Annotated in this window: 14 protein-coding genes; 12 read left to right on the top strand and 2 right to left on the bottom strand. The window is 67.0% G+C overall.

The window, feature by feature from the left end:
* Positions 1 to 40 precede the first annotated feature (40 nt).
* Positions 41 to 3,058: a cellulose biosynthesis protein BcsC gene (locus tag PSK12I2_RS0102765; RefSeq protein ID WP_027597204.1), complete on the bottom strand. Its 3,018-nt coding sequence runs from the start codon at positions 3,056 to 3,058 to the stop codon at positions 41 to 43.
* Between the two features lie 252 nt (positions 3,059 to 3,310).
* Here PSK12I2_RS0102765 and PSK12I2_RS0102760 point away from each other — a divergent pair, with 252 nt between their 5' ends.
* The 12 genes from PSK12I2_RS0102760 to lipA all read left to right on the top strand — a co-directional run bounded on the left by PSK12I2_RS0102760 (position 3,311) and on the right by lipA (position 14,459).
* Positions 3,311 to 4,570: a glutamate-5-semialdehyde dehydrogenase gene (locus PSK12I2_RS0102760; protein ID WP_027597203.1), complete on the top strand. Its 1,260-nt coding sequence runs from the start codon at positions 3,311 to 3,313 to the stop codon at positions 4,568 to 4,570.
* On the top strand, positions 4,570 to 5,232 hold the full coding sequence (gene nadD, locus PSK12I2_RS0102755; protein WP_027597202.1) for a nicotinate-nucleotide adenylyltransferase: 663 nt from the start codon (positions 4,570 to 4,572) through the stop codon (positions 5,230 to 5,232). Before PSK12I2_RS0102760 ends, nadD begins: the two co-directional genes overlap by 1 nt.
* A gap of 10 nt (positions 5,233 to 5,242) precedes the next feature.
* Positions 5,243 to 5,593, top strand: coding sequence for a ribosome silencing factor (rsfS, locus tag PSK12I2_RS0102750; protein WP_007159669.1), 351 nt, complete (start codon positions 5,243 to 5,245; stop codon positions 5,591 to 5,593).
* A 5-nt stretch (positions 5,594 to 5,598) separates the two neighbouring features.
* The gene (rlmH, locus tag PSK12I2_RS0102745) at positions 5,599 to 6,066 is read left to right on the top strand and encodes a 23S rRNA (pseudouridine(1915)-N(3))-methyltransferase RlmH (protein ID WP_007159668.1); all 468 of its coding nucleotides are present in this window, start codon (positions 5,599 to 5,601) and stop codon (positions 6,064 to 6,066) included.
* Between the two features lie 12 nt (positions 6,067 to 6,078).
* Positions 6,079 to 7,986, top strand: a complete 1,908-nt coding sequence (gene mrdA / locus PSK12I2_RS0102740; protein WP_027597201.1) for a penicillin-binding protein 2 — start codon at positions 6,079 to 6,081, stop codon at positions 7,984 to 7,986.
* A gap of 44 nt (positions 7,987 to 8,030) precedes the next feature.
* Complete coding sequence (gene rodA / locus PSK12I2_RS0102735) at positions 8,031 to 9,134, top strand: rod shape-determining protein RodA (protein WP_085982634.1); 1,104 nt, start codon at positions 8,031 to 8,033, stop codon at positions 9,132 to 9,134.
* 21 nt (positions 9,135 to 9,155) lie between these two features.
* Positions 9,156 to 10,178 (top strand): lytic murein transglycosylase B, encoded by a 1,023-nt coding sequence (gene mltB / locus PSK12I2_RS0102730; protein ID WP_027597199.1) that lies wholly within the window; start codon positions 9,156 to 9,158, stop codon positions 10,176 to 10,178.
* A complete protein-coding gene (locus tag PSK12I2_RS0102725; protein WP_037007194.1) occupies positions 10,178 to 11,167 on the top strand; it encodes a septal ring lytic transglycosylase RlpA family protein in 990 nt (329 codons plus the stop codon). Before mltB ends, PSK12I2_RS0102725 begins: the two co-directional genes overlap by 1 nt.
* 126 nt (positions 11,168 to 11,293) lie before the next feature.
* On the top strand, positions 11,294 to 12,454 hold the full coding sequence (locus tag PSK12I2_RS0102720) for a D-alanyl-D-alanine carboxypeptidase family protein (protein ID WP_007159663.1): 1,161 nt from the start codon (positions 11,294 to 11,296) through the stop codon (positions 12,452 to 12,454).
* 73 nt (positions 12,455 to 12,527) lie between these two features.
* The gene (locus PSK12I2_RS0102715) at positions 12,528 to 12,803 is read left to right on the top strand and encodes a DUF493 domain-containing protein (RefSeq protein ID WP_007159662.1); all 276 of its coding nucleotides are present in this window, start codon (positions 12,528 to 12,530) and stop codon (positions 12,801 to 12,803) included.
* On the top strand, positions 12,803 to 13,459 hold the full coding sequence (lipB, locus tag PSK12I2_RS0102710) for a lipoyl(octanoyl) transferase LipB (RefSeq protein WP_007159661.1): 657 nt from the start codon (positions 12,803 to 12,805) through the stop codon (positions 13,457 to 13,459). Before PSK12I2_RS0102715 ends, lipB begins: the two co-directional genes overlap by 1 nt.
* A gap of 1 nt (position 13,460) precedes the next feature.
* Positions 13,461 to 14,459: a lipoyl synthase gene (gene lipA / locus PSK12I2_RS0102705; RefSeq protein ID WP_017642509.1), complete on the top strand. Its 999-nt coding sequence runs from the start codon at positions 13,461 to 13,463 to the stop codon at positions 14,457 to 14,459.
* 134 nt (positions 14,460 to 14,593) lie between these two features.
* Here lipA and pgm read toward each other — a convergent pair whose 3' ends face one another.
* Positions 14,594 to 16,258 (bottom strand): phosphoglucomutase (alpha-D-glucose-1,6-bisphosphate-dependent), encoded by a 1,665-nt coding sequence (gene pgm / locus PSK12I2_RS0102700; protein WP_027597197.1) that lies wholly within the window; start codon positions 16,256 to 16,258, stop codon positions 14,594 to 14,596.
* Positions 16,259 to 16,294: the final 36 nt, after the last annotated feature.

Genomic DNA, 16,294 nt, shown 5'->3' with positions numbered 1-16,294 from the left:
GCGGCGGCTAGAAAAAAGCCCGCGCGTGCGGGCCTTTTGCTTATTCCTCGTTGCGCGAGCGGTAGGGCTGCGGCCGCGAGAGTTGCGGTCGGCCTTCCTGCTCTTCGAAGAAGTAGCGCAGATAGAGGTTGCCGTTGACGTCGCGCTCATCCTGGGCGTTGTCCAGGCCCAGGCGACCGCCCAGGGCGAATTGCCCGCTGAGGCGGTATTCGCCATTGACGGAGAGGCTGTAGGCCACGCCGGTCTTGCTCTTGCTGCCGTACTGGCCTTGGCCCGCGGCTTCCGCGGCCGCCTGCAGGGCGGCGTTGTCCGGATAGCGATCCGCGGCGTCCTGGCGAATGGTCTGCACGCCCAGCATGCCCTGCACCTGGTAGGCCCAGAGATCGCCGCGCTGCGCCCACACCAGGGGTACGCCGATGGCGAAGTAGCGCTGCGGGCTGAAGTAGCCACCATGGCCGTAGGTCAGGTGGTTCTGGTTGTTGTCGTAGCCGATCGCGGTGGCCGAGAGGCCCACGGTGAACAGACTGTCCGGGCCATTGCGCAGGTAGTAGTAGACGCCGGTGCCGATCTCGAACCGGTCGTTGTCCTTGACGTCGTGGCCGGTCAGGCGATGGGCCGCGCCATAGATGTAGGAGCCGTAGCGACCGTCGTCGTATCTCAGTCGCGCCAGGCCGCCGTTGGCGGTGACGCCGCCCCACTCCTGGCCGGTGCGTGGATCGCGGATGCCGCCGTAGGACGCCAGGGAATCGGTCACCGAACGGCGCGATACGCTCAGGGCATAGAGCAGGTTCTCGCTGAGGCTGCTCAGCGGGCGCTCCAGGGTCGCGCCGCCAACCACGGTGCTGTATCTCAGGCCCACCGGCGAGACGCCGATGTCGCCCTTGAGCCCGCGGCCCGCGTCTTCCACGGCGATGGACGCCGCTACGCCGTTTTCCTTCTGGCTGCCGTCGCTGCTGCTGTCGTTGATGCGCGTCGGGGTGACGCGCACAGCCAGGCGCTGGTCGCCGGCGGGGAAGGAGATCTCCAGCGGCGCGCTGACGGTGGTCTGGCGCGAACTGCCACTGGGGTCGTAGCTGCGTACGCTGAGGCCCTGGGTGATGCGGATGCTGCGCTCGCGCTGCAGCTGGCCGAGGATCTGCTCGGTGGCCAGGCTGCTCGACAGGCTGCTGGTGGGCACCACGGACAGGTCGCTGAAGGGGTTGTTGGCGGCCTTCTGCGCCTGCAGCGGATCGCTCCAGGCGTAGTCGGCGCTGCCGGCGTTGCCACCCGCGGCGGCCGGAACGGCGGCCAGGGCGTCAGCGCTGCGGGTCTGGCCGGGCAGGGTGGCGAAGGGGTTGTCGCTGGCACCGGCGGCGCGGGCCGCGGATTCGCGATCCTTGCGCTCCACCTGGACCACCTGCTCCAGCAGGCCGGTGGCGGTACCGGCCATGCCGATGTCGCGGTAGAGCAGGGCGGCGCGGCGCAGCACCAGGGGATCGCTCTGGCCCAGCTTGACCGCCTGGTCCAGGTACTGGCGGGCGGTGACGCTGTCCTGGGACTTGGCGGCGATCTCGGCGGCGCCCAGATAGAGCTCGGCGTCCTTCGGCTGGTCGCTGAGCACGTCGCGATAGAGCTGGCGGGCCTTCTGGGTGTCGCCGCTGGCCAGGTACATGCGCGCCAGGGCGGCCTGGGCGGCCTTGTCGTCGGGACGGGCCTTGAGCGCCGGGGCCAGGGTGTCGTAGGCGGCGGCCAGCTTGCCCTGGTCGGTGAGGCGGTCGGCCTGACGGATGCGATAGCGGGCGAGGAGGTCGTCGTACTGCTGCTTCTCGCCGCTGTCGAGCACCACGCCCTGCAGGTCGCGCAGGACGTTGCCCACGGTCTGGTCCTGGTTCAGCTGAAGCTGGATGCTGGCGTAGTGCAGCTGCATGGCGGGCGCCGGGCGGGTATCGCCGGTGATCATCGGCTTGAGCAGGGCCAGGCCGTGCTCGGGATCGCCGGCGATGGCGAAGGCCTCGGCCAGGTCGCCGATCAGATCCGGATTGCGACCGGCGCGGGCTTCCAGGCGCTGCATCAGGCTGCGCGCTTCCTCGCGGCGACCCTGCTTGGCCAGGGCCACGGTCTCGGCCAGTTGTTCGTTGAAGGTGATGCGCGCGGCCAGGGCGTTCATGTCCGGCGAACGCTGCGCCTGGGGAATACGCATCAGGGTCTGCATGGCGCGCGGGTATTCGCCCAGCTCGTTGGACAGCAGGGCGCTGGCATAGAGCACCTCGGGACGCTGGGCGCCATCCTTGACCAGACTGTCCACCAGGTCGCGGGCGGCGCGCGGCCGGCCCTGGCGGACCTCCAGGCGAGCCTGGGCCAGGCGCAGCCAGGGATCCTCCGGGGACTCCTGGCGCGCCTGTTCCAGCAGGCGCGAGGCACCCTGCAGATCGCCCCGCGCCTCGGCGGCTTCGGCTTCCTGCATGGCCTGGCCGGCGCGCAGGCGATCCAGGCCCTTGACCTGATTCTTGGCGCTCGGCTGTAGATTCTTGGTGAGTTGCAGGGCTTCCTCGGTGCGGCCCAGCTCGTTGAGCGCGGCGATGCGTCCGTAGTAGGCGTCGACGTTGGCCGGCTCGCGCATCAGCACCTGGCGGTAGGTGGCCTCGGCCAGTTCCCATTGGCGCTTCTGGCTCTGGATACCGGCCAGGAACAGCTGCGCCTCGACCGCTTCGGGCTTCAGGCGGATGGCTTCCACGCTGAGATCCCGCGCCTGGTCCAGCTCGCGCTTGTTCTCGGCGGCATGGGCGCGTTCCAGCAGGTGGTGGTAGCGCGCCTCGTCCAGCGCCGGCTGCCAGGTCTTGCCGCCTTTCTGCACGGCCTGGGTCAGCAACTGCTCGGCATCGGTCCAGCGCTGCTGCGCCAGGCGGGCACTGCCCAGCTTGCCCAGGGCGTCCGGATCCTGGGGCGTCTTCTTCAGCTGGGCTTCCAGGGCCTGGACGGCGGCCGCGCTCGGCGCGGCGTCGGCAGCGGCGGCCCAGGTCGCGTCGGCATGAATCAGCAGGGCGAGCAGACCAAGGGACAAGGTGAGGTGCTTGGGCATGGTTCTTTCCGTGAAGACTGGTAGGCGTCGCTGCAGCACCTGGCGCAGAGCTGGGGACGATTTCGGCTATAAGTGAATAGCTGAACGCAAGCTGAACGGCAAATACAGCCGCGGATGATTCCCGACAGGCCGTGGCGAGTCAACCAAATCGAGCAGGCGAATGCCATCGCCAGGCCCCTCGGCGCTGGCCGCGCAGGGCCCGGCGACGCTATACTCTGCGGCTTTCCCACCGTCTTTCGCAGGCCGCCGACCATGACCGAGTCCGTCTCCGCCTACATGACCCGTCTTGGCCAGGCTGCCCGTGCCGCGTCGCGGGTCCTCGCGCGTACGTCCACTGGCCAGAAGAACCTGGCGCTGACCGCCATTGCCGACGCCTTGGGCGCCGATCGTGAAGGGTTGATCGCGGCCAACGCCGAGGATGTCGCGGCCGCCACGGCTGCGGGGCTCGAATCGGCGTTGCTGGATCGACTGACGCTGACGCCGGCGCGTATCGACGCGATGATCAACGGCCTCAAGCAGGTCGCCGCCTTGCCCGATCCGGTGGGTGCCGTTCGAGACCTGAGTGCCCGGCCGTCCGGGATCCAGATCGGCAAGATGCGCGTGCCGCTCGGGGTCATCGGCATCATCTATGAATCCCGGCCCAACGTGACGATCGACGCGGCCAGTCTCTGCCTGAAGTCGGGCAATGCCACCATTCTGCGCGGTGGTTCAGAAGCCATTCGCTCCAATCGCGCCATCGCCGCCTGCATTCAGCAAGGCTTGGCCAAGGTCGGCTTGCCCGCCGCTGCGGTCCAGGTGGTGGAAACCACCGACCGGGCTGCCGTCGGCGCCCTGATCACCATGCCCGAGTTCGTCGACGTCATCGTGCCGCGCGGTGGCAAGAATCTGATCGAACGTATCAGCAGCGATGCCCGCGTCCCGGTGATCAAGCACCTCGACGGTATCTGCCATGTCTATGTCGACGCGGCTGCGGATCTCGCCAAGGCTGAGTCCATCGCCTTCAACGCCAAGTGCTACCGCTATGGCATCTGTGGTGCCATGGAAACGCTGCTGGTCGATGCCCAGGTGGCCGAGGCCTTCCTGCCGGCTATGGCGCGCCGCTTCGAGGAAAAGGGCGTGGAACTTAGGGGCTGCGAGCGTACGCGCGATCTGATCCAGGCCGTGCCCGCCACCGAGGCCGACTGGTCTACCGAGTATCTCGCGCCCATTCTGTCGATTCGCATCGTCGAGGGTCTGGACCAGGCCATCGAGCACATCAACCACTACGGTTCCCATCACACCGATGCGATCGTGACGGAGAGCCTCGGTCGCTCGCGCCGCTTCCTGGCCGAAGTGGATTCCAGTTCGGTCATGGTCAACGCCCCGACCTGCTTCGCCGACGGCTTCGAATACGGCCTGGGCGCCGAAATCGGCATCTCCACCGACAAGCTGCACGCCCGCGGGCCGGTGGGCCTGGAAGGACTGACCAGCGAGAAATACGTGGTCTTCGGCGACGGTCACGTCCGCAGCTGATGAGCAGCCTGCCCACCCGCATCGGCTTGTTCGGCGGTACCTTCGATCCCGTGCACATCGGTCACCTGCGCGCGGCGCTCGAGGTGGCCGAGGCCCTGGCGCTGGACGAACTGCGGCTGATCCCCAGCGCCCGGCCGCCCCATCGCGAGGCGCCCAGCGTCTCCGCCGAGGATCGCCTGGCGATGGTGCGCCTGGCGGTGGCCGACGTCGCGACCCTGGTGGTCGATGACCGGGAACTGCGCCGGACGCGCCACTCCTATACCATAGAGACCCTGGAAAGCCTGCGCGCCGAACTCGGCGATGAGGTGCAGCTGTTGCTCATGCTGGGCTGGGACGCCTTCTGCGGCCTGCCGAGTTGGCACCGCTGGCGCGAGTTGCTGGAGCTGTGCCACATCCTGGTCCTGCAACGACCCGACGCCGACAGCGAGCCCTGCCAGGAATTGCGCGATTTCCTGGCGGCGCGCAGTCAGCCCGATCCCCAGGCCCTCAAGGGGCCGGGCGGGCAGATCACCTTTATCTGGCAGAACCCGCTTGCGGTGTCCGCCACCCAGATCCGCGGCCTCTTGGCCACCGGGAAGTCCATCCGCTTCCTGGTGCCCGATGCCGTGCTTGACTACATCCGGACGCACGGCCTCTATCCGGCGTCCTCCGAACCGAGGTAAGAGCTACACCATGCAAAGCGAACAACTCGTCCAGGTGGCCATCGCCGCCCTGGAAGACATGAAAGCCCAGGACATCATCTCCCTGGACGTGCGGGAAAAGACCAGCGTGACCGACATCATGGTCATCGCCAGCGGCACTTCCAGCCGCCACGTCAAGTCGCTGGCCGACAACGTGCTGGAAAAGGTCAAGCAGCAGGGCGTGCGCCCGCTGGGCAGCGAAGGCCTGGAAGGCGGCGAATGGGCGCTGCTGGACCTGGGCGACGTGGTCGTCCACGTGATGCTGCCGACCACCCGCGAGTTCTATGACCTCGAGCGCCTCTGGCGCGGTGCCGAGCAGAGCCGCGCCGCCCACGGCGAATAAGCCCGGTGCGCCTGCGTCTCATCGCCGTCGGCTCGCGCATGCCGCGCTGGGTCGAAGAGGGCTGGCACGAGTACGTCAAGCGTCTGCCGCCGGAACTGCCGCTGGAACTCGTCGAGATCCCGCTGCAGACCCGGGGCAAGAACGCCGACGTCGCCCGGCTGATCCGCCAGGAGGGTGAGGCCATGCTGGCCAAGGTGCAGCCGGGCGAGCGCGTGGTGACCCTGGAGGTCACCGGCAAGCCCTGGAGCACCGAGCAACTGGCTGAAACACTCCAGCAGTGGCGCCTGGAAGCCCGGACCGTCAACCTCATGGTCGGCGGTCCCGAGGGTCTCGCTCCCGAGGTGCAGGCGCGCAGCGAACAGCGCTGGTCGCTCTCGCCGCTGACCCTGCCGCATCCGCTGGTGCGCATCCTCGTCGGTGAGCAGCTCTATCGCGCCTGGACCGTACTGGCCGGCCATCCGTATCACAAGTAGTCCGTACCTGCGATGTCGCAACCCATACGCCTCAAGGACCACGAGAAAGACGCCCAGCTCGTCCGCGCCCGCGTGACCGTCGGGGCGGTGCTCTTTCTCGTGCTCGCCTGCGTACTGGTGGCGCGCATGTACTACCTGCAGGTCATCCAACACGACTACCACTCGACCCTGTCGGAAAACAACCGGGTCCATGTCCAGCCGATCCCGCCCGCCCGCGGCCTGATCTACGACCGCAACGGCATCATCGTCGCCGACAACCGCCCCAGCTTCAGCCTGACCATCACCCGGGAGCGGGCCGACAACTGGCGGCAGACCCTCGATACCCTGGTGCAGGTGCTGGGGCTGACCGAGGAAGACCGCGAGCTGTTCGAAAAGCGCATGAAGCAGGGGCGGCGGCCGTTCGAGCCGGTGCCTGTGCTGTTCGAGCTGACCGAAGAGCAGATCGCCAAGATCGCCGTCAACCAGTTCCGCCTGCCCGGGGTCGAGGTGACGGCGCAGCTGGTGCGGCACTATCCCATGGGCGAGCACTTCGCCCATTCGGTGGGCTATGTCGGGCGGATCAACGAACAGGAGCTCAAGCGCCTGGATCCGGTCAACTACAGCGGCACCCACCACATCGGCAAGACCGGCGTGGAGCGCTTCTACGAGCCCGAACTGCACGGCGAGGTGGGCTACGAAGAGGTGGAGACCAACGCCCGTGGTCGGGTCCTGCGGGTGCTCAATCGCACCGACCCCAAGCCGGGCAAGGACATCGTCCTGACCATCGACTCGCGGCTGCAGGCCGCCGCCGAAGCCGCCCTGGGCGGACGTCGCGGGGCCATCGTCGCCATCCAGCCCAAGACCGGCGAGGTGCTGGCCATGGTCAGCCAGCCGAGCTACGACCCGAATCCCTTCGTCACCGGGATCAGCTTCAAGGAATATTCCGAGCTGCGCGACTCCATCGATCGCCCGCTCTACAACCGGGTGCTGCGCGGCCTCTATCCGCCCGGTTCGACCATCAAGCCGGCGGTGGCCATCGCCGGTCTCGACACCGGCGCCACCACGCCCCAGGCCAGGGTCTTCGACCCGGGCTACTACGAGTTGCCCAACTACGATCACAAGTACCGCAACTGGAACCACGGCGGCGACGGCTACGTGGACATGGATACGGCGCTGATGAGGTCCAACGACACCTACTTCTACGACCTCGCCCACAAGATCGGCATCGATCGCCTCTCCGAATACATGGGCAAGTTCGGCCTTGGCCAGAAGGTCGCCCTGGACATGTTCGAGGAAGCGCCGGGGCTGATGCCGTCGCGCCAGTGGAAGCGCGCCACCCGCCGCCAGGCCTGGTTCCCCGGCGAGACGCTGATCCTCGGGATCGGCCAGGGCTACATGCAGGTGACTCCGCTGCAGCTGGCTCAGGTCACCTCGCTGATCGCCAGCCATGGCCAGTGGATCCGGCCGCACCTGGCCAAGACCCTCGACGGCCAGCCGCCGGCGGACCCCAACCCCATGCCCGACATCGACCTCAAGGATCCGAGCTACTGGGACAGGGCCATCCACGGCATGGAAATGGTGGTGCAGAATCCGCGCGGCACCGCCCACAAGCTCAACGTCGGTGCCCAGTACCGCATCGCCGGCAAGAGCGGTACCGCCCAGGTGGTCGCCATTCGCCAGAACGAGAAGTACAACTCGGCGGCGCTCAAGGAACGCCACCGCGACCACGCCCTGTTCGTCGCCTTCGCCCCGGTGGACAATCCGCAGATCGCCGTGGCGGTGATGGTCGAGAACGGTGAGTCGGGTGGCGCCGTGGCCGGCCCGGTCGCGCGTCAGGTGCTCGACGCCTGGCTGCTCGATGACCAGGGCCATCTCAAGGCCGAGTACGCCAAGCCGACTACCGCCGGGGCGACCGCCGCAGCGACCAAGGTGCAGCCATGAGTCTTGCTCCCAACTTCGATCGCACCATCCCCGAAGGGGACGTGATGAAGCGGCGCGCCACCCTGCTGCAGCGCCTGCACATCGACGGCCCCTTGCTGATCCTGCTGCTGATGCTGGGGGCGACCGGCCTGTTCGTTCTCTACTCCGCGGGTGGTCGCAATCTCGACCTGCTGTTCAAGCAGGCCAGTTCCTTCGGCCTCGGCTTGGTGGCCATGGCCGTCGTCGCCCAGCTCGAACCGCGCTTCATGGCGCGCTGGGTGCCCCTGGGCTACGTGATCGGCGTGGCCCTGCTTGTGGTGGTCGACGTCATGGGCCACAACGCCATGGGCGCCACCCGCTGGATCAACATTCCCGGGGTCATCCGCTTCCAGCCGTCGGAATTCATGAAGCTCCTGATGCCCATGATGATGGCCTGGTACCTGTCCAAGCGCAGCCTGCCGCCCAACTTCAAGCACAGCGTCATCAGCCTGTCGCTGGTGGTGGTGCCCTTCGTGCTGATCCTCGACCAGCCCGACCTCGGCACTGCCATGCTGGTACTGGCCTCGGGCGGCTTCGTGCTGTTCGTCGGCGGCCTGCAGTGGCGCTGGCTGATCGGCGCGGTGAGCGCCGCGGTGCCCCTGGCGGTGGCCATGTGGTTCTTTGTCCTGCACGACTACCAGAAGCGCCGGATCCTGACCTTCCTCGACCCGGAGATGGACCCCCTGGGCGCCGGCTGGAACATCATCCAGTCCAAGGCCGCCATCGGCTCGGGCGGGGTGTTCGGCAAGGGCTGGCTGCTGGGTACCCAGTCTCATCTGGATTTTTTGCCGGAAAGTCACACGGACTTTATCATTGCCGTCCTCGGCGAAGAGTTCGGCATGGTCGGCGTCTGCCTGCTGCTGGTGCTCTATCTGCTGCTCATCGGTCGCGGCCTGACCATCACGGTGCAGGCCCAGACGTTGTTCGGCAAGTTGCTCGCCGGCGGCGTGACCATGACCTTCTTCGTCTATGTCTTCGTCAACATCGGCATGGTCAGCGGCCTGCTCCCCGTGGTGGGCGTACCGCTGCCATTCATCAGCTATGGCGGCACCTCGGTGGTCACCTTGTTCACCGGGTTCGGAGTTTTGATGTCGATCCACACGCACCGCAAGTGGATCGCCCAGGTTTAACACGCAACAAAGAAGGGTTAGATGCCGACAATGGGATGGATGCGTCGCTGCCTGCTGAGCCTCGGGCTCGCGGGTGCGATGGGCGTGACGACCGCCGTCGTCGCGGGTGACTACGACGCGGCACCGCTGACGCGCGACTTCATCGCCGAGATGAGTCAGAGCTATGGCTTCGCCCCGGAACAGCTGCAGGCGCTGTTCGGCGAGGTCGAGCGCAAGCAGGCCATCCTCGACGCCATCTCGCGACCGGCCGAGCGGGTCAAGCCCTGGAGCGAATATCGCCCCATCTTCATCACCGATCGGCGCATCGCCCAGGGCGTCGATTTCTGGAAGGCCCACGAAGAGGCCCTGGCCCGCGCCGAGCGCGAATACGACGTGCCGGCCCAGTTCATCGTCGCCATCATCGGCGTGGAAACCTTCTACGGCCGCAACACCGGCAACTACCGGGTTCTGGATGCGCTCTCGACCCTGGCCTTCGACTATCCGCCGCGCGCGCCCTTCTTCCGTAGCCAGCTGCGCGAATTCCTGCTGCTCGCCCGCGAACAGCAGGTCGATCCGCTCAGCCTGACCGGTTCCTATGCCGGCGCCATGGGCCTGCCGCAATTCATGCCGGGCAGCTTCCGCGCCTATGCGGTGGACTTCGACGGCGACGGCCACATCAACATCTGGTCCGATCCCACCGACGCCATCGGCAGCGTGGCCAACTACTTCAAGCGCCACGGCTGGTCCGGGCGCGGTCCCACCGCCATTCGCGCCCAGGTCAGCGGCGAGCGGGTGGAGGAGGGCGTGGTGGCCGGCATCGAGCCGGTCAAGAGCGTCGCCGAGTTGCGCGCCCTGGGCTGGAACGCCCAAGACCCTGCCCTGCGTGACGATTTGCGTGTAACCTCGTTCCGCCTCGACGGAGACAAGGGACCGGAGTACTGGATGGGCCTGCCCAATTTCTACGCCATTACCCGATACAACCGCAGCGTCATGTACGCCATGGCGGTGACCGATCTGGCCAATGCCATCGCCGAGCGCCATGCCGCCGAGGGTGCCAAGCCGTGATGCGCCTGACTGCCCTGGCGCGCCTGGCCGGTTGCCTGGGCCTCGGCCTGCTGCTGGTGAGCTGTTCCAGCCAGGCGCCCAAGCCGACCAGCAAGGGCGTGGCCGGACCAGGCGGCTACCTGCGTCCGCACCGTGACGGCGCGCCCTGGTGGGACGTGGACGTCAGCCGCATTCCCGACGCCGTGCCCATGCCCTACAACGGGCCGCTGAAGAACAATCCCTACACCGTGCTGGGCAAGACCTATTTTCCGCTGACCGATTCGCGCAACTACCGCGTGACCGGCACCGCGTCCTGGTACGGCACCAAGTTCCATGGTCAGGCCACCGCCAACGGCGAGACCTACGACCTCTATGGCATGACCGCGGCGCACAAGACCCTGCCGCTGCCCAGCTACGTGCGGGTCACCAACCTGGACAACGGCCGCAGCGTGATCCTGCGCGTCAACGACCGTGGCCCCTTCTATTCCGACCGGGTCATCGACCTGTCCTTTGCCGCGGCCAAGAAGCTCGGCTACGCCGAGATCGGCACCGCCCGGGTCAGCGTCGAAGGCATAGATCCGCAGCAGTACTGGGCCCAGCGCGGCCAGGCGGTGCCCATGGTGCTGGCCCAGCCGCGCCAGGCGCCGGTGGCCCAGAAGACCACCGAGACCCAGACCTTCGGCGCCATCGAGACCTATACGCCACCGGTCAACCAGCACGCCGAGCCGGTGACGCCCGCGGCCGTCGACGCAAAAAAAAACGTTTCTGTCCCAGCCGCTGGGCTCTATCTGCAGGTGGCGGCCTTCGCCAATCCGGACGCTGCGGAATTGCTCAAGGACAAGCTCAGCGACCTGACCGGTGCCCCGGTGTTCATCAGTTCGACGGTGCGCAACCAGCAGACCTTGCATCGGGTCCGCCTCGGACCGGTCCAGCCGGCTGAGGTCTCCCAGCTCCAGAACAGCGTACGCGTGGCCCGCCTGGGTCAGGCGTCTCTCGTGCAACCGGATTGAAGCAGGGATGCTTCATGACGCCCAGTCGCCGGCCCCAGCCGTCGTGATCCGCCTCGCGCGGATCGCCGTGGACCGTGCGGTCTGGGTCCGCTGCTCCTGCCATACCCCAACCTTTCAGAGATTCGGATGACAATCGCAAAACTCGCTCGACGCCTGCTCCTCCTAGTAACGATCGCCTGTGTCCCGGCCGTCTGGGCGGCCGAGACAATGGTTCCGGCGGCGCCCCAGCTGGCCGCCAAGGCCTGGATTCTCATGGATGCCAACAGCGGCGCCGTGCTCACCGAATCCAACTCCGACCAGCGCCTGCCGCCGGCCAGCCTGACCAAGCTGATGACCGCCTACATCGCCACCCTGGAAATCAACCGGGGTCGCATCAAGGAATCGGACATGGTCACCGTCAGCGAGCACGCCTGGCGTACCGGCGGTTCGCGGATGTTCATCAAGGTCGGCACCCAGGTGTCGGTCGGTGACCTGCTGCACGGCATCATCATCCAGTCCGGCAACGACGCCAGCGTCGCCTTGGCCGAGCACATCGCCGGCAGCGAAGACGCCTTCGCCGACATGATGAACACCACCGCGCAGAAGCTGGGCATGCAGAACACCCACTTCATGGACGCCACCGGCCTGCCGGATCCGAATCACTATTCCTCGGCCCACGACATGGCCATCCTGGCGCGCGCCATCATCAATGCCGATGCCCAGCACTACGCTATCTACTCCCAGAAGGAATTCTTCTGGAACAACATCAAGCAGCCCAACCGCAACCTCTTGCTGTGGCGCGACAAGACCGTCGACGGCCTGAAGACCGGCCACACCGACGAAGCCGGCTACTGCCTGGTGGCCTCGGCCGTGCGCGACGGCATGCGTCTGGTCGCCGTGGTCTTCGGCACCAACAGCGAACAGGCCCGCGCCGCCGAGACCCAGAAGCTGCTGACCTACGGTTTCCGCTTCTTCGAGACCCAGTCCTTCTACAAGAAGGGCACCGAGCTGGCCAAGGCGCCGGTATGGAAGGGTGACAGCCGCGAAGTCCAGGCCGGTCTGGCCAACGACCTGACCATGACCCTGCCGCGCGGTCAGGCCAAGAAGCTGCACGCCGAGATGGTGCTCAACCCGCAGCTGATCGCGCCCATCGCCCAGGGCCAGGTGATCGGCAAGGTCGAGGTGAAGCTGGATGACAAGGTGGTGCACACCGCCGACCTGGTCGCGCTGCAGCCGGTCGAGGAGGGTGGCCTCTTCCGTCGCCTGTGGGATAGCATTCGCCTGTTCTTCTACGGATTGTTCAACTGATCCGTCACCCTGGAAAGGCCCGCATCTGCGGGCCTTTCACCCCCTGCCGACAGAGCTCGGCCTGGAAGTCCGCATGACCGAAGACGTTAAACCCCCCAAGATCGAATTTCCCTGCCCGCGCTATCCGATCAAGGTGATCGGCGACGCCGGTGCCGATTTCGCCGAGCTGGTGCTCGACACCGTCCAGCGCCATGCCCCGGATCTGGATCGCGGCACCCTGGTGACCCGCGACAGTCGCAACGGCCGCTTCCTCTCCGTGCAGGTGCTCATCACCGCCACCGGCGTGGACCAGCTGCAGGCCATCCACCAGGACCTGCGCGCCACCGGCCGCGTGCACATGGTGATCTGATGACCACTCCCGCCCCGGCCAGCCTGGGCGTGCGCCGCTGGGGCCTGAGGCCCTACGAGGCGACCCTGGAGGCCATGCGCCGCTTCACCGATGAACGCGGCCCGGCCACTCCCGACGAACTCTGGCTGCTGCAGCACCCCGCGGTCTTCACCCAGGGCCAGGCCGGCAAGCCCGAGCACCTGCTCGCCGTGGGCGACATTCCGGTGGTGCAGGTCGATCGCGGCGGCCAGGTCACGTACCATGGTCCCGGTCAGCTCATCGCCTATGTGCTGCTGGATGTTCGCCGCAAGGGCCTGGGCGTGCGAGAATTGGTCAGCGCCATGGAAGACAGCCTGATCGCGCTGCTCGCCGACTGGGGCGTGCAGGCCGCGGCCCGAGCCGATGCGCCGGGTGTCTACGTGGACGGCGCCAAGATCGCCTCCCTCGGGCTGCGCATCCGCAATGGCCGGTCCTTCCACGGCCTGGCGCTCAACGTTGACATGGATCTGGCACCCTTCCGCCGGATCAACCCCTGCGGTTATGCCGGCCTGGCCATGACCCAGCTCCGCGATCTGGTGACCGGGCCACTAGCTTTCGACGAGGTCCGCGAGTCTCTGGTGCGTCACCTGAGTCTGCGCCTGGGCTACCCCGAACCGATCACCCTGGAATCGGATTGACATGACCACTACAGTACAAGACAGCGTCCAGACCCTTACCCCGCCCGCCCGCCCCAACAAGGTGGAAGCCGGCGTCAAGTTGCGCGGCGCCGAAAAGGTCGCGCGCATCCCGGTAAAGATCATTCCCACCGAAGAGCTGCCGCGCAAGCCGGACTGGATCCGCGTGCGCATCCCGGTCACCCCCGAGGTCGAGCGCATCAAGCAGCTGCTGCGCAAGCACAAGCTGCACAGTGTCTGCGAAGAGGCGTCCTGCCCCAACTTGGGCGAGTGCTTCTCCGGTGGCACCGCCACCTTCATGATCATGGGTGACATCTGCACCCGTCGCTGCCCCTTCTGCGACGTCGGCCACGGTCGGCCGAAGCCGCTGGACGTGGACGAGCCGAAGAACCTGGCGGTGGCCATCGCCGACCTGGGTCTGAAGTACGTGGTGATCACCTCGGTGGACCGCGACGACCTGCGTGACGGCGGTGCCCAGCACTTCGTCGACTGCCTGCGCGAGATCCGCAAGCTGACCCCCGGCATCCAGCTGGAGACCCTGGTGCCGGACTATCGCGGTCGCATGGATGTCGCTCTGGCCATCACCGAGCAGGAGCCGCCGGATGTCTTCAACCACAACCTGGAGACCGTCCCGCGCCTGTACAAGGCCGCGCGCCCGGGTTCGGACTTCGAGTGGTCGCTGGACCTGCTGCAGAACTTCAAGAAGCGCGTGCCCCATGTGCCGACCAAGTCCGGTCTGATGCTGGGCCTGGGCGAGACCGACGAGGAAGTCATCGAGGTCATGCAGCGCATGCGCGAGCACGAGATCGACATGCTGACCCTCGGCCAGTACCTGCAGCCCTCGCGCAACCACCTGCCGGTGCAGCGCTTCGTCCACCCGGATACCTTCGCTTGGTACGCCGAGGAAGGCGCCAAGATGGGCTTCAAGAACGTCGCCTCCGGTCCCCTGGTACGTTCGTCCTACCACGCCGACCAGCAGGCGCACGGCACCAAGATCAACTGATCCTGGCGTCGTCATGAAAAAGGGCAGCCCCGTGGCTGCCCTTTTTCATGTTGGAGGCGGAATCTCTAGCCCCACTCCGATCCGCTTCCAGCTCCCTCTCCCTTCGGGAGAGGGTTGGGGTGAGGGGAGCGCCGTTACCCGCGCAGCACGCCGTCCACCAGCGCCTTGGCTTCTTCCTGGATACGCCCCAGGTGGGCTTCGCCCTCGAAGCTCTCGGCGTAGATCTTGTAGACGTCCTCGGTACCGGAGGGGCGAGCGGCGAACCAGCCGTTCTCGGTGACCACCTTGAGGCCACCGATGGCGGCGCCGTTGCCGGGGGCCTCGGTGAGGATGGCGGTGATCGGCTGGCCGGCCAGCTCCTTGGCGGTGACCTGGGCGGCGGAGAGCTTGCTCAGCCGGGCCTTCTGCTCTCGGTCGGCGGCGGCGTCGATGCGCTGGTAGACCGGAGCGCCGAAGCGCTCGGTCAGGGCCTGGTAGCGCTCGCCCGGATCCTTGCCGGTCACGGCGGTGATTTCCGCGGCCAGCAGGCCGAGGATGATGCCGTCCTTGTCGGTTGACCAGGCGCCACCGGCCTTGCGCAGGAAGGAAGCCCCGGCGGATTCCTCGCCACCAAAGCCCAGGCTGCCATCCAGCAGGCCGTCGACGAACCACTTGAAGCCTACCGGCACTTCCACCACCTGGCGGCCGATGCCCTGGGCCACGCGGTCGATCATCGAGGAGGACACCAGGGTCTTGCCGATGCCGGCCTGCTGGCTCCACTGCGGGCGGTGGGTGAAGAGGTATTCGATGGCCACCGCCAGGTAGTGGTTGGGATTGAGCAGGCCCACCGAGCGGGCGACGATGCCGTGGCGGTCATGGTCGGTATCGCAGGCGAAGGACACGTCGAACCTGTCCTTGTTCTCGATCAGGCCGGCCATGGCGTGGGGCGAGCTGCAGTCCATGCGGATCTTGCCGTCCCAGTCCAGACGCATGAAGCGGAAGGTCTGGTCGACGCGGGTCGACAGCACCTCCAGCGGCAGGCCATAGCGCTCGGCGATGCGCGGCCAGTAGTGCACCCCGGCGCCGCCCAGGGGATCGACGCCAAAGGTCAGGCCGGAGCCGCGGATGGCGTCCAGGTCGATGACCTGGCCCAGGCCGCTCACGTAGCTGTCGAGGAAATCGAATTTGTGGGTGGTGGCGGCCTTGAGCGCCTGGCGGTAGTCCATCCGCTTGACGCCGTCGAGACCGGCCACCAATAGGGCATTGGCGCGGTCCTGGATACTCTTGGTGACGTTGGTGTCGGCCGGGCCGCCATTGGTGGGGTTGTACTTGAAGCCGCCATCGGCCGGCGGATTGTGCGACGGGGTGATGACGATGCCGTCGGCCAGGCCCGAGCTGCGGCCGGCGTTGTATTCGAGGATGGCGTTGGACAGTGCCGGGGTAGGGGTATAGCCCGGTTCGCCGTGGGTCTCGGCGCAGCCGGCGTCGATACGGACCTCCACGCCGTTGGCGGCGAGCACTTCCAAGGCGGAGATGAAGGCCGGTTCGGACAGCGCGTGGGTGTCCATGCCCATGAACAGCGGGCCATCGACGCCCTGGGCCTTGCGGTATTCGCAGATGGCCTGGGTGATGGCGAGAATGTGCCACTCGTTGAAGCTGCCCTTGAGCGAGGAACCGCGGTGCCCGGAGGTGCCGAAGGCGACCTGCTGACCCGGATCGCTGGGGTCGGGGCGATCGCTGTAGTAGCGCGCCACCAGGCGCGGCAGGTGGGTCAGGGTGTTCTCGTCGGGAAGGCGTCCTGCATTGGCGGCAATACTCATCTCGGGTTCCTTGGCTTGAATGGAGCCCGGGCGTTT

Origin of the sequence: Pseudomonas sp. MOIL14HWK12:I2 (assembly GCF_000510745.1) — a bacterium.
Taxonomy (GTDB): Bacteria; Pseudomonadota; Gammaproteobacteria; order Pseudomonadales; family Pseudomonadaceae; genus Chryseomonas; species Chryseomonas oryzihabitans.
Note: the sequence above shows the minus strand (reverse complement) of the source record. Positions and strands in the feature narration are given on the sequence as shown.

Coding starts and splice junctions, on each gene's coding strand:
- lipA (WP_017642509.1), top strand. CDS start 13,461: ATGACCACTACAGTACAAGACAGCGTCCAGACCCTTACCCCGCCCGCC.
- PSK12I2_RS0102715 (WP_007159662.1), top strand. CDS start 12,528: ATGACCGAAGACGTTAAACCCCCCAAGATCGAATTTCCCTGCCCGCGC.
- mltB (WP_027597199.1), top strand. CDS start 9,156: ATGCCGACAATGGGATGGATGCGTCGCTGCCTGCTGAGCCTCGGGCTC.
- PSK12I2_RS0102765 (WP_027597204.1), bottom strand. CDS start 3,058: ATGCCCAAGCACCTCACCTTGTCCCTTGGTCTGCTCGCCCTGCTGATT.
- rodA (WP_085982634.1), top strand. CDS start 8,031: ATGAAGCGGCGCGCCACCCTGCTGCAGCGCCTGCACATCGACGGCCCC.
- PSK12I2_RS0102725 (WP_037007194.1), top strand. CDS start 10,178: ATGCGCCTGACTGCCCTGGCGCGCCTGGCCGGTTGCCTGGGCCTCGGC.
- mrdA (WP_027597201.1), top strand. CDS start 6,079: ATGTCGCAACCCATACGCCTCAAGGACCACGAGAAAGACGCCCAGCTC.
- pgm (WP_027597197.1), bottom strand. CDS start 16,258: ATGAGTATTGCCGCCAATGCAGGACGCCTTCCCGACGAGAACACCCTG.
- rsfS (WP_007159669.1), top strand. CDS start 5,243: ATGCAAAGCGAACAACTCGTCCAGGTGGCCATCGCCGCCCTGGAAGAC.
- PSK12I2_RS0102720 (WP_007159663.1), top strand. CDS start 11,294: ATGACAATCGCAAAACTCGCTCGACGCCTGCTCCTCCTAGTAACGATC.
- PSK12I2_RS0102760 (WP_027597203.1), top strand. CDS start 3,311: ATGACCGAGTCCGTCTCCGCCTACATGACCCGTCTTGGCCAGGCTGCC.
- lipB (WP_007159661.1), top strand. CDS start 12,803: ATGACCACTCCCGCCCCGGCCAGCCTGGGCGTGCGCCGCTGGGGCCTG.
- nadD (WP_027597202.1), top strand. CDS start 4,570: ATGAGCAGCCTGCCCACCCGCATCGGCTTGTTCGGCGGTACCTTCGAT.